Source organism: uncultured Stenotrophomonas sp., from assembly GCF_945952405.1.
In the GTDB taxonomy this organism is placed as follows: Bacteria; Pseudomonadota; Gammaproteobacteria; order Xanthomonadales; family Xanthomonadaceae; genus Stenotrophomonas.
In genome coordinates this window covers 176,212-190,598 of record NZ_CAMFIA010000001.1, presented here as the reverse complement: position 1 = coordinate 190,598, position 14,387 = coordinate 176,212, and the positions used below count along the sequence as shown (strand labels likewise).

2 protein-coding genes are annotated in these 14,387 nt (G+C 63.4%); both read right to left on the bottom strand.

Going from position 1 to position 14,387, the window contains the following annotated elements:
• Nucleotides 1–9: 9 nt before the first annotated feature.
• On the bottom strand, nucleotides 10–444 hold the full coding sequence (locus Q0P60_RS00875; RefSeq protein WP_294987312.1) for a hypothetical protein: 435 nt from the start codon (nucleotides 442–444) through the stop codon (nucleotides 10–12).
• The gene (locus Q0P60_RS00870; protein ID WP_294987310.1) at nucleotides 441–14,354 is read right to left on the bottom strand and encodes a LysM peptidoglycan-binding domain-containing protein; all 13,914 of its coding nucleotides are present in this window, start codon (nucleotides 14,352–14,354) and stop codon (nucleotides 441–443) included. The genes Q0P60_RS00875 and Q0P60_RS00870 overlap by 4 nt, the downstream gene beginning before the upstream one ends.
• Nucleotides 14,355–14,387 lie beyond the last annotated feature (33 nt).

Sequence of the window (14,387 nt, the reverse complement as noted above, 5' to 3'; positions counted from 1 at the left end):
GTAAGCACATCATTCTTCGATGGCAATCTCTAAAACGAAGTCAAGGTACTGAGGGCGCCCATCCGGCAACGGACACTTAAGCTCATCGTAAGCATACTTAATTCGCACTCGCCGCCCGGGAACATACTCGGAAATCAAACCAGGATCATCAACCAGTATTCCTTCCGATCTTACGCCACCGTCATCCAGAGTGAGTTCGAACTCATTCGGGTGATCGAGGCGCTCCTGTCCAGCAACATAAAGCTCCTTGATTACACCCGTGACGTACGCAACATCAATAACTCCGGATTCGACATTCGACCACCACTCAGCGCTTCCAAAAAGCCCTCTGCTCCCCTTCAGTCCCAGCATGGGCCTCGCGTCATTCAACGTTAGGGCTTGCGTCTCCAAAACTCTGGCAGGATCCTTCTCAAGATCACTGCGAAGGCTGTATACGACCTTCATCTATTGCCCCTGACAGTGTGTACCTGTGGCCGAACCACATCATACTTGAGGACGCTCTCATTGAAAATGTCGAGCGCAGCGCCTTTTCCAAGGCCGGTGTTCATGACTCCACGCTCCTTCTTGAACATGGCATTGGATGTCGCCCAGCCGGCAGGCGCTTTGGTTAAACCAGGCATCGCTGCAGCGCTTCCTTCATTGCCATACACGCCGATACCGGCCAGTCGCTCCGACGTTCCCGGCACCGTGGTAAAACGAACGGTGACACCTCGATATTTTTCCGCATAACTCTGAGAAGGCGAAATAAAGGTCTCGGAAGTGGCCGGCATCTTGCCGGTACTCATGAGAGAGCGATAGTCATTCGTACTCATTGTTCTGTAATGAATCTCATTGCCATGCACATCTCTTTCGATCACCGGATCAAGACGGGCAGCCGACCTTGTAGCGGGTACTCCTACTGAGGGATCCAGCACGGGTCTTGAGCCCCGCCCGTCTATGGACGATGCCGTAGCGACTGAGCTCGCCGGCAAGTTCCTATTTCGCGGAGCGGCAGACACCTTGCCAGACCGGCCTCGTTGAGCAGCCGGCAGGACTGAGCCTGCAATGTAGCCAAGATCACTAGCCATAGCGACAGTTCGCTCGTCGCCGCCCACCGACCTTGCCACCAGGCCCATCCCCGCCGAGAGAGCGCTCTCTCGATATTGATCGATCTGCCTGTTACTCGCTTCCCAGTTTGCCTCGATGCTTGGATCCCTGTACGTCATCTGCGGCATCGTCCGCCCTGCCGCGTCAAAGCGACTGGAAAGCGGAGTCGCGTCCAAGCTAGACAGCAGCGAACTCATCCCACCGTCCCAGGAAGCTTGTACGCCGCCCACAACGGTAGAAGCATCGGGGCGCACGTCGATGCGGGCGGCCTCCCAAATGTCTTCTGCTGTTCCCGGGAAATCTTGCGCAAGGAGTAGGGGCTGCCCGTCAAGAGCCTTCAAAGGAGCCGTGTACCCCGCCTCCTTCCAGAGCGCATCATATATATCCGGCGGAGCGGAGTTTCCGGCGCCGCCGCCTTGCCCAGCGAGCAGATATGTCGGACTTCCATCCGAGTAGATGACATCATCCTTGCCGCCCGCGGCTCCATACAACCAAGTTGCGCGATACTCAGCATCTGAGAGGGTTTCGCCATACTTAGCATTGCTTGCCTCCGGCAGCACAGCATCAACTCGTTTCCCGGTCGACGAGTACTGAGCAAGTGCAGTTCCAAGCGCATTCCCAAACGCATCAGCCGCAATCGCGCCATAGTTGATGTCATCAGCCACGCCAAAGGTCCGGCGTGCGTGCAGGCTCACCACACCCCCCACCATGCCGCCGATGGTGTCATTGACGATGCCATTGCCGATGTAGGGTGAGACCGAGGTGCCAAGCTTCTGGTTGATCTTTCCGCCCACCACCGAACTCACCGCATTCGCTGCGATGGCACGCCAGCTGAAGTGCGTGTCAGCGACGCCGGCGATCTTGCCTGCTGCATAGCCGGCGGCTGCGTTTGCTGCGCCAATCGCGGCAACCCGGCCGTAGCTTCCGGCCTGGATCAGCTCACTCACCTGCGCACCACCACCGATGGCACCGGCAATACCGGCGCCGGCCGCAGCGCCCAGGCCGCTGCCGACCGCACTTCTCAGGCTGAAGCTGTCGACCACGCCCATCGCCTTGCCGACCGCCTGGCTGGCAATGCTGCCCGCCATTCCTCCAACGAAGGCCGCGCCGGCGACCGCAGCGGTCGCGGCAAAGCCGGTTGCCGCGGCCATGGCCGTTCCGGTCAACACCGCGGTACCCGCTGCGAAGGCGCCGGTACCCGCTGCAACCGCGCCGAATGCCAGCGCGGCGGCACCCGCGGTGAACACGGTTGCGACGACGGCCACAATGACCATCAGCACCATGGCGATGCCGTTGCAATGCTCCTTCGGCGGCGGTTCGATGTAAGGCAGCGACGGTGATGTATTGCCGATCGCTTCCTGCGGGTTGAATGGCTTGAACGTGCTCGCGTCGTTGGCGGTGACCTTCACCTCCGGCACCACCAGGGTGGTACCGGCGGTCAGGCCACTGTCATCGGCGATGGCGTTGGCCTCTGCCAACACGTACCAGAGATTGGCATTGCCGTAGACGCGCTGCGCGATACCCCGCAGGGTCTCGCCCGCCTGCACCGTGGTCCGCGAACTGCCGGCAGCGTTGTTGCTTTGGTAAGCCGTCAGCCGGCCAACCACATCGACCTCGCCGTTGCGTTTGCCCGAGGCCACAAGTTGGCCACCAACATAGGCGTACAGCTGGGTCTGGGTCTTCTGCGCGGCGCTCTGGGTGAACACACCGCCGGCCAACGACCCCTCGCGGCGACGCAGGATGCTGCCGGTACCGTCATAGCTGAAATAGCGGATACGGTCGTCCAGCTTGCCCAGGTCGCTGCTCAGCGGCGTCTGTTCGCGTACTGCGACACGACGCCCCCAGGCATCGTAGCTGCTGTAGCTGGTGGAGGCGCGGAAGTTCTGGTTGCTGCTCTGCCCGTAGATGCGCGACTCCAGGTAGCTGTCACGCGCCTCGTAGGAATAGGTGTAACGGTGGGTATAGCCCTTGGGATCGCCTGGCAGCGCACCACTGCTCTCTTCATGCAGGGAGTACTGGTACGTATAGCCACGCAGGCGCCCCGCGGCGTCATAGCCATAGGCGGAATAATCGATCCACGCCAGGTTCTGCAGTACACCCAGCTGGGTTACCTGTGCGGCGCCACCATCGTTCTGGGCAGTGGCGGTCCAGCCGAGCTCCCGCCCCAGGATGCTCTGCCGCAGAATGCGGCCGTCGGCATCGTAGCTGAAGGTCTCGGCATGCTTGAGCCAACCACCGATGTCGATGCCATTGCGGGTGCTTCCGGCATCGAAGTAGGTACGCTGTTCGATCACCCGGCCCATCGCGTCGTAGCTGTAGCTGTCCTTCAGCGATACCGGTGCGGTGCTGTCCAGGCCAACGGCCTGGAACACCTTCAGGCGCTGGCCGCGGTCATCGTACTGGGTGGTTTCGGAAACCTCGGTAAGCCCGGACAGGTAACGGCGGCGTACGGCGCGGCCAGCTTCGTCGTAGTCCAGCGCATAGCTGACGTCGGCGTTGCCCAGCACGATCTGGTTGTTGACCAGGCGGCCATTGGCCACCTTGACCCGATTCTGCGCGTCATAGTCGTACCAGTAGACCTTGAAGGGCTCGGCCATGTTGTACGGATCGCTGGGATCGGGATCGACATAGTTCCCGGTCGAATCGAGTTCGCCATCGCGCTCGTAGTTCCAGCTGAAGTCGTCCACCCAAAGCGGATCCGATCCTCCATTACGCCCGGCGACAGCGCCGATGGTCATGCTCACCGCACCCGGCGGCACCTTCGTACTGAGCACCGACTCATGCCATTCACCGCCTGACCCACTGTCAACGCGATTCCCTTCGACATCCGCGATGATGCTGCCATTGGCATCAAAGAAGCGCAGGAACACCGCGCCCCACGCCTCCCCCGCACTGGACGCGCCCTGCTGCACATTGACGCGAGCGCTGACCTGGCTGCCTGGGCGCACATCCAGGCGGCTGTAGCTGACCATGCGACCTTCGCCGGTCCGGTCAAACTGTGCCGATCCGCCGTACTCGCTGCTCCATGACCAGCCTGTTGGCGACCAGCGATCTCCGAAGTTCCAGGAATATCCGCGATCCAGCGTACCGTCCTCGGGCATCGAGCCCCAGCTGAAGTTGTCGACGAAAAGCTCGTCATTGTCGCCGTCGCGGAAAGCACGGGCACCGATTGACATGAACACCGCGTTCCACGGAACACGAGCGGTCACGCGTGATTCGTAGATGGCGCCACCGGAGGCCGAATCGACCATGTTGCCTTCGGAGGTCGAGATCAGCGCACCGGAGGCGTCGTACCACTCGATGATGACCGCCGCACCTGCCTTGCCCGCGCTCGATGCGCCCTGGTCGACGCGGACTGCAGCAGTGATTGTCTCGTTCGGCAGCACCTGCACGCGCTGGATGTTCATCAGCTTCGACGTGCCGTCCATGTGGAACTGGGCGCGCTGCGTGCTGCCATTCTCTCCGCCCGGCACGATGGTCCAGCCATCCCCCCGCTTCCAGCCGAAGTCACCATCTTCGAAATCGGGATTGGTGATGCCGTTGATATCGATGCCCGGCGAGTCCGCGTCATACGCAGAGCGGGCCAGTACGCGACGACGGTTGCCGACCGCGTCATAGTCGTAGTTGAGCTCGAGCAGGCGGCGACCCGCACTTACGTCCTGCTGGCTGACCTTGGTGATCCGGCCATGTGCGTCGTAGGTGACCTTGGTCAGCACGTGCAGCAGCTGACCGTCCGCATCGTAGGTATACGCCTCCTCGGAGGTACGGTTCCCGGCGGCATCGTACTGGTAACGGAACCAGTTGTTGCCCTCGCGCAGTTCCTTGAGCGCGCCGGATTTGTAGTAGCTGTAGCTGCGCGCGGGGTCGTTCAGCAAGACCGGATCAGGCAGGTCCAGGCCAACCAGCTCCGAATCCAGGCCGTACTGCCGCCAGTCCCGGTCGTACCAGTAATCGGTGGCCGGCGTCGAGTACTGGCGACCCTGCTCGGTCCACTTGCTGTTCTCGCCGAGCAGCTGACCGGTCACGGCATCGTAGTTGTAGTTGTAGTCGGCGCCACTGAGATCGTTGTGGTCGATCAATCGGCCAAAGTAGTCATATTTCCAGGTGTTTTCGTCCAGATACAGGACGTCGCCCTCGGCATCGGTCACAGTACGGCGGCCGTCTGCCTGCCGCGCCTCAACGGTCAATCCAAGCGCGGAACTGCGGCCATTGGCCCCGGTGGCTACGATCTGCACCTGCCACGTCCCACGCGTTGCCGGTGTTCCCGACAGGGTTGCGGTGGCAGCGTCGAAGCTGAATCCGGAATCATCCTCGGCCGATCCCAGGGTCACCCACTGGTACTCACGCACGTGCTGGCGTGTTTCGTAGTCGAAGGTTTCGACCAGCGCGTAGACCTGCGCCGAATAGGAGATACCCTGCCCCGCCGCGGCAGTGAACGTACCGGGTGGAACCTGGTAGCTGAAGGCCTGGTTCACCCCGACCGAGCGATTGAACAATCCCGTATTGGCTTTCGGCGCTCCTGCGTAGTAGCTGTCATACGCCGCCTGGGTGACCGAGTACAGGCTGGCGGTGATGCTGGCGGATTTTCCGTTGCTGCTGGTAGCTGTGTAGGTAATGCGATACGGCCCGGTCTGTGCCGGCGTGCCGCTCAGCACGCGGGTCTGCGGGTCGTAGCTGAAGCCCGGAGCGTCCCGGTAAACATTCAAGGTGGCATCCCAGTACTCCACCCGCACCGACAGGCTGGGAATCTCGCCACCTACGATGCTGAAGGCGCCGGCGCCGAGGGTGTGGCTGAAGGCCTGGCCCACCACGCCATACTGGTTCTCGACCAGTCCACCATTGAAGACCGGCTGGCCATCCGCCGCGAGGCTGGGATCGGACAGCGCATTGGTCTCGCGGATCTTGTTGCCCTGCGCGTCGTAGGCATAGGACATGCCCACTCCGGCCGCAGTGTGGCTGCGTATGACCAGCCCACGACTGTCATAGTCGTAGGTGCTGGCGTAGCCGAGCGCGTCATTGACGCGAATACGGTTGCCATTCTGGTTGAGGGTGTAGCGCTCGCGGGTGGCGCGCTGCCGGGTCGCCCCATCGGCTTCGCGAAGGAAGTCACCCTGCGCAACCACGCGCCCACCCCGGTCATACTCCAGGAAGGTCACGTAACCCAGCGGATCCTGGGTGTAGCGCTTCTGGCCGAACGCGTCGTAGGCGATCAACGTGCGGTTGCCGGTGGCGGTCTCGGTGTAGATCTGCCGGCCGGCTCCGTCGTAGCCGGTGCGCTGCCAGTTGCCATTGGCGTCACGCACCCCGGTATTGCGCCCCATCACGTCATATTCCCACAACGTTTCCGGGCGAACCGATCGCGCCGTGCCGTTGGCATCCAGAACGCGGACTTCGGGCTTGATCTCGCGCACCAGCTGGTTGTGCTGGTTGTACTCGTAGGTGGTGGTGCCGCCTCGCGGATCGGTCATCGACAGGACATTGCCCCAGCGGTCATAGGTCCGGATGATCTTGGCCTGATCAAACGGATCGTCGTTGCTGGCTGGCAGGTGCTGGACCAGAACATTGCCCCGTTGGTCCACTTCCATCCGGGATTCGACATTGATGAGGTTGCCGGTGGAGTCACGAACCGAATGCCATTCGGCAATCACATGCCCGGACAGGTCATAGGCGAAGTTGCGCCAGACACCACCTTCGGCATTGGTGGAACTCACCCGCCCGTTCTGGTCGTAGACATAACGCACCGCAAAGCTGTCGGTGGCCAGCGACGCATCGAGCCGGCTGTCCTTGGCGATGATCTCGCCGAATGCGTTGTAGCGGACCTGGGAGGTGCTATCTACCTCGGTACGCAAGGGCGCGGCGCTACCGGTCTGGTACAGCTCGCGGGACACCACGTTGGTCAGTTGGCGCCCCACCTTGTCGTAGGTGGCCTGATTGACCACCAGGGACCATCGTCCTGCATTGCCGTCAAGACGCGACCGCGTGGCAAGCAACCGGTCGGCAGCATCGTAGGTGCGGGCAGTGACGGAACCCAGCGCATCGCGCTCGAGTACGCCACGGCCCTGCCAGTCGTAGACGGTGCTCTGTACCTGGTCCTGCGAAGACGCCGACGGCGCCTGGCCCGGCTCGGCCCCTTCGGCATAGCGCCGCACCTGCACGACGTTCCCGAAAGCGTCGTAGGCCATGCTGCTGTAGGGCGATGCACGCCGATACAGTGACCCCGAACCCAGGCCAACCCCGGTCGAGGCCAGCTGGATGTCCGCATTGCCATTGACCACATCGCGCTCGCTTTCGCGAATCGCCGTGACCCTGCCGAGGGCATCGTAGAAGGTCTTGCTGGCCTGGCCATCGACGGTGGTCTGGATCACGCGTCCAGATGCATCATAGGCCGTCAGTGACTCGACGAAGTTCCCATCATACGGATTTCCGCGGCTTGCGCGCTCGGAGATCTTCCGTCCCAGAGCGTCGTACTGCCACTCGGTGACACGATCAAAGCCCAGCAGCGCAGTGCCGCCATCGGGCTGCATCTCCTCCCAAGCGGTTCCGTCCATCCAGTTCGATCTTGCAAACGTGGGTGGCGGCGGATCCCACACCGAACGGGCGATCTGCCACTCCTGCACCACTTCACCATTGGCGTTGTACTTCCAGGTCGTCAAGAATCCCCGATCGTCGCGACTGGCGATTCGTCGTCCGGCAATGTCGTATTGATACTCGACCTGGTTCCACTCGACGTACTCCGAGCCGGCGGGAACCCACTCGTTCGCGCTGACCATCCGGCCTTCTCTGACCATGTTGCCAAGCAGGTCGTATTCCGCCTTGGTGCCGCCACCGAGCTCTTCATGAGGCTGGGCATCCCACTCGTTCTTCACGAATCGCGTTTCGTAGGTTCGCAGCAGCCTGCCAGCTACGTCGTACTCTTTGCGCTGGATACGGTCCTGGAATGTGGCGGGCACCAGCAATGCGGCAACATCCGAGCCCCTTGCCACCTGGCCCGGAGGAAGCGCAATGGCGTTGGCGTAACGCTGAAGCCGGGTCTGCATGCCGAATACATCGTATCCGTACGCGCTGACATAGCCCTCCGCGTCGACCTCGAACTGAAGCCTGCCGGCCGCGTCGTAGGTGTTGTAGCTGTAGTAGCCCAGCACGTCCTTCTGCATCACGGCCTGGCCAAGCGCGTTGTAGGTCACTTCGACCGTTGGGCGCTCGCCGCTGGCAACCAGTTGCCCATCGGCGTTCATGCGCCCCGCGTCAGGGAAGCGCGTGCGGATCTGCAGTCCGCGGCTGTCATACTCGTACTCGGTCGCCCGCGCCGTCGGCGCGCCCGCGTCCTCGATACGGCGGGTCACGTTGCCCAGCGCATCGTACTCGGTCAGTGTCGAGATCGAGCGGACCACCGTGGACAGGGTCCCGTCCGCGGCGGCGATCGAGACGATGACCACCGGGCTGGTTTCCAGCGTCCTGCGACCGGCAGCATCGTACTGATAGGTCCAGATCGCCTGGTTCTTGTCGGTATAGGCAAGCAGCTGACCCGCACCGTCATATTGGTAGCGCTCCACCGCCATCAACGGATCGGTCCTGGAGATGACGCGGCCAGCGGCATCGTAGTCCTGACGGCTGATCCGAACGGAGCCGATTCCGGCCACTACCGCGGCCAGTTCCGCCTCGCCCCAACGACGGGGCTCGACCGCCTCGCCGTAGTGCCGGGTTTCGATGCGCTGCCCCACGGCGTCATAGCGATACTCGGCCACCGCCCCGTCCGGACCTACGGAGAAGCGTTCGCGCCCGGCCTGATCGTAGACGTGATGGGTACTCCGCTGCCCAACCATCTGCGGGCCTTGCGGTCCGCCGCGGTCACCAAACAACGCAGCAATGACAGCCGCCTCGCTGTCGTAGGCAGCCGTGTCCCGAGTCGCTTCCAATCCAAACGTGTAGGTAACGTTGGATGCGATATTCCCGGAGCCATCGTAGATATTGCGCTGGACCAGGATGGCGTTCACCCCATCCCGGTACCACCACTGTGTTGCGTCATGCACTCGGGTGAGCGTGAACGAAAGCCTGCCAGCGCCATCGTAAATATAGTGCACGCCACGCATGAGATCCCAGGCGGTCTCGGTCAGGTCCGACGTGATGTTGTCCGCCCTCACCATCCCGGCAGCAATTTCCGCATGCGTGATCGTCGGCGGGAGGTCGGCGTATTCGCGCCGATCGATCACCCTGCCGGCAAGGTCGTAGTTCGTCTCGACCGCTGCGCGGTCACTGTTCAGATGGAAGCGCACGCGTCCTGCGGCGTCATACACATAGGAGTCGACACGGTCGGCATCGCTGGCCACAAGCTCCGCCAGCACGATGTCCTGCTGGCCCTGCCCCGCGGCCAGAAGACCGCGCCGCCCTGCGTCCAGCGGATAGGCAGTCGCATAGCGACGCGTCTGCACGACATTGCCAGCCCGATCAAACAATTGCTGGGTCACCGCACCTGCGGCATCAATGCTGAGCGTCTGCCGTCCATCGCGGTCATACAGCAGATAGGTCTGCAGGTCCTTGTCATCGTTGGTCTGCAGGCGCTGCTGCACCTCGGCGAGGGTGGCCTGCTCCGGCAACCCCGCCAGGTTGATCTGGCCGGCATACTGCCGCACGGATACGCGCTGGCCGGCCGCATCGTAACGCTGCTCGGTCACGCCACCTTGCGGATTGACGGTGAAGCGCAGGCGATTGGCCTCGTCGTACACGTAGCGGGTGATGCGGTTTTCGGGGTCCTGGCTGGCCACCAGGTTGTCGTTGGCGTCGTAGCTGAAGCGGGTCAGCAGATTGAGCGCACCCGCCGCCACGACCTGGGCTGTACGACGCCCCAATCCGTCATAGCTGTATGTGGTGCTCCGCGCATCAGCGGTGCCTGCGCCCTCCGTTACCGAAAGCCGTCGACCCAGCGCATCCCAGCTGAACGTGGTGCGCAACGACAGGCCATCGGGATCAACGATGGACGCAAGCAGGCGCCCCTCACGGTCGTATTCCATGACCGTGCGGCGTCCACTGGCGTCGGTGATGCTGAGCTGCCGCCCCTGTCCATCGTAGGCGTATCGGGTGACCACCGCATCCTGCAGGGCGTACTGCAGTTCCTGGCGACGCTCGAGGATCCGGCCCCGTGCGTCGTACTGGAAGGTCACCTCGCTTCCTGTACCATCCGACTGCCCGGCCAGCTTGCCACGCACGTCATAGCGGTAAGTGGTCTGTGAGGCCGTGTAGTCTGCGCTGATGGACTCTTCGACAAGCCGCCCATCGGCGTCATAGGCGAAGACCTGTGATGAGCCATCACCACGCAGGATCTCAACGGTCTGCCCATGCAGGTTGTACCGCGTGATCACCTGCACGCCCTCCGGCGTGATCATCGTCAGCGTCCTGTCGGCGTCATCGTGCAGGAACTGCGTGGTGCGTCCGAGGGCATCGGTCTGGCTGAGTTTACGGCCGTAGGCGTCGTAGCTCGTCTGCACGCTCTCCAGCTGACCGCCGACCATCCGGGTGACCGCGACCTGGCGCCCCAGCCGGTCATACTCGTAGCCGGTGGTGTTGCCACGGCCGTCGCTACTTCGGATGATGCGACCGAAGGCATCGAACGCGTTTGAGGTTGCACGCTGCCACCCATCGGCGTCCTCCAGCAGTTCGGTGCGCTGGCCGAGCCTGTCGTAGCTGCTGCGCGTGACCCGCCACTGGCTGCCGTCAATCTGGTCGCGCTGCTCGACCAGGTCACCAAAGGCGTTGTGCGTGTACAGCGTCCTGTATCCCTCCGCACGGGTCAGTTCTGCAAGGAGGCCCCGGCGGTCATAGCGATACTGCTGCCTGCTGTCGATGGCGGCAACGTACTGCAGCACCCTTATCGCTGCCGAGGCCTGCTCCCAACCGAATGGCACGTCGATCTGGATGCGCCCGGTATAGCGAATCGTCTCCCGGGCCTGGCCGAAGGCGTCGTACCGGGTTTCCTCGACTTCACCTTCCGCATTGAGCCGCCCGTTGGCATCCTGCGTGCCATACACGGTGTGGGTGACCCGACCAGCAGCATCATGGAAGTACCAGGTCTGGTATCCCGCTGCATCGGTGCTCTGGATCCGCCGGCCCAGCAGGTCATAGCTGTGCCGGACTCCATACTGCGCGTACAGCGCGTCCAGCTCGGAGGCGCTCATCGACGAGGTGTACAGCGCCGAACCTTCCGCGTTCAGTTCACCGATCAGGTTGCCGAACGCATCGTAGCGGCGCACGCTCTGACGCTGATCATCGGTCCCGGCGGCCGAGGTGGTACCCAGCAACCGGCCCTGTGCGTCGTAGCTGAAACGCGTCACCCTGCCTTCCGGGGTGACTTCCACCACCAGCCGCCCAGCCGCGTCGTAGCTGCGCTGGGTGGTCCGCGCGGCGCCGGCCTGCGCCAACGTGCGCAGGCCATTGAACCCCAGGGCCGGGTCGGCCGCATCAAGGCGCAGGGCGTAGACCTTCACCGCACGCTGGTTGCGCGCTTCGTCGTAGACATACTCGGTGAGGTAGCCCTCCGCATCGAGCTGGCCAACCAGATTGCCGCGCCCATCGTGGAAGTACCGGGTGACCGCATCAGCCGCAGCCGATGCCGGTCGCAACGCGTCCAGATCGTCAGCGCCACGCAGTGCCATCGGAACCACCGTGGCATAGGCGGAGGTTCGAACCAGTCGGCCACCCGCGTCACGCTGGAACTCGGTCAGGTAGCCATTGGCGTCGAGCCTGGCGCGTTCACGGCCAGCCGCGTCGTAGAAATAGCGCTGCACCCGCGCCGTTTCGGCAGTGCCGGCGGCGTCGGTTGCTGTGGTCTGCAGCAGGCGCCCAGCACCGTCGTACAGGTAGGTGACAATGCCGCCTTCGGCATCGGTCTCGCTGAGCTTGTGCCCGAGCGCGTCGTACGTGACGTACGTGCGGCGATCATCACTGCCAGTGGACGGCCGTACATTGGCCAGTTCACCCGGGACCACGGCACCGCCGGCCAACCAGTTGCCGGTATCCACGCGGGTGGCGTAGGCGATGGTACTGATGGCGCGCCCCAGCGGGTCGCGCACGTACTCCACGACTGCACCGGTCGCATCGACCTGGCCTACCAGCAGTCCTTCGGCATCGTAGAAGAAGTAGGTCCGTCCGCCGTTTGCGTCCTGGACTGCACGCAGCTGGCCCAGTGCATCGTAGATGTTCTGAGTGCTGCGCACGCCGCCGGTCCCGGCCGCTGCCGATTCGGTCACCACCAGCAGGCGTCCGGCCGCATCACGCACTTCGGTGCGCAGCAGATCGCCGGCATCGCCGCCGCCTTGCAGCACCGTGCGCACGGTGCTTCCGGAGTCCTGGTAGATCCAGGTACTGGTGCGCAGGATCAGTACATCCGATGCCCCGTCCAGTGCGTGCTGCTGGACGATCTCGCTCAACAGCCGGCCCATGCCATCGTAGGTGTAGCTTGCCACCTCACGCTGGCTGGCAACGCCGCCGTCCCTGCCACCGGCATAGCGGGTCACCGCCTTCTCACGCAGCAGTCCCTGCGCGTCGTGCACGTAGTCGATGATCTCGAGACCATCGTCCTGCACGCCATTGCCAGCGCCATCCACCTGGGCATACGCGCGGGTCTGGCTCAGGCGACCCCGGAGGTCATAGGCGTATTCGGTGAGACCACTCTGCGCGAGCTGCCCGGCCGCCCAGGTCTCCAGATCGGTGGTGGTGAACGTACCGCTGAAGGTAGCGCCGAGGTAGCGACGCGTGGACGCCAGCTGCCCGATCCCATTGCCTGCACCAGCATAGCGGGACTCGCTTACCTCGCCAGCGGGGTTGATGGTGAAGCGCAGGCGATTCTGCGCGTCATACAGATAGTGGGTGGTGGCACCGCCGCTGGGAGCCGCGGCACTGCCTGCGCCATCCGCATCCAGCCCGGCGAACACGGTTTCCGACGCCAGCTGATTGCCTGCCGTGTAGGTTCGGTGGATCGCCGAGGCAGCAGCGGATGCACCGCCCTCGATCCGGTTCCACTGCCAGGTGAGGTTGCCCTGCGCGTCGTACTCGAAGTCGGCCTGGGCCAGTACCTGTCCCGCACGACGGGTCACGCTCTGCACCAGGTTGCCATCGGCGTCGTAGGTGTACTGGCTGACGTCGCGCAGGCCGTCGCTGGCCGGCCCCTGCACTTCGATCAGCTGGCCGGCCGCGTCGTAGCCGTAGGTCCAGGTCCGGCCGCTGGCATCGCTGATGTCGGTGCGGCGGTTGTTGGTGTCATAGCTGTAGAACAGGGTCTGCCCCACGCCATCGCTGTCGTCGGCGTTGGCATCGCCACTGGTTACCGAGCGGATCCGGCCGGCAGTATCGTAGGTATAGCTGACCAGCAAGCCATCACTCTGGCGCACCTGACTGATCTGCAGGCTGGTCGCATCAACATAGCTGTAGGTGGTACGGAACAGGTAGCCATCGTTCGCGGCAGCGTTCCCCGCATCCCAGCTGTCGCGGTCGTTCACCCCGTCGCGCGGCGTCAGGTCGACCAGTACGGACGTGAGGCGGCCAACGCTGTCATACCCGTAGCCGACCTGGCCGAGCAGCACGCCGTTCTCGCGGGTCGATACGCCCGAGAGCCGTCCCGCAGCGTCATAGCTGAACACCATTCCGTCCGGCGTTGCGCCAGCCGCGATGTCCTTGCTGCGGATCTGCGTGATGCGCCCTGCACCATCGTAGAGAACGTCCCAGGTGGTCGGATTGGCTGCGTCGCCGCGCAGATCGCGCAGGCGCGTCAGCCGCCCCTTCAAGGTCGCATTGGCGTGATCCGCGTAGGTTTCCTCGCGCCGCGTACTGCCTTCCACATACGTCCACGAACGCGTTGCAGAGGCGTATGTCAGCGAATCATGCGCGCCATCGCCGGAGGTGGACTGGTAGCTGCCATTCCCGGCGTAGGCAAAGTCCTGGAAGGCGCCATCCCCTGTGTGCAGGCGCATGATGCTGCCTGCGCTGTTCACCGTTCCGGCAAGGAGCTCGACCCGGCGCTCGAAGCCGGTCAGCCAACCGTCCGCGCCCACCTGGCTGGACAGTCCCTGGCTGTTGTAGGTACGCAGCTGCCCGATCGACATGCCGCGGAACAGGAGCTGTTCATCCTGGCCCTGCAGCACGAGATTGCCGTTGGCGATATTCACATACTGGCGAGTGCTGCCCTGCGCGCCGAGGCGTGCGTCGCTGCCCAGCCCCAGGCCGGCCTGCAAAGAACTGTTGAACAGACCCAGACCATTCCCTGAAATCACTGCGGCCATCACTCGCCCTCGAATTGGTGAACAGCCGCGGCT

Coding starts and splice junctions, on each gene's coding strand:
- Q0P60_RS00870 (WP_294987310.1), bottom strand. CDS start 14,354: ATGGCCGCAGTGATTTCAGGGAATGGTCTGGGTCTGTTCAACAGTTCT.
- Q0P60_RS00875 (WP_294987312.1), bottom strand. CDS start 444: ATGAAGGTCGTATACAGCCTTCGCAGTGATCTTGAGAAGGATCCTGCC.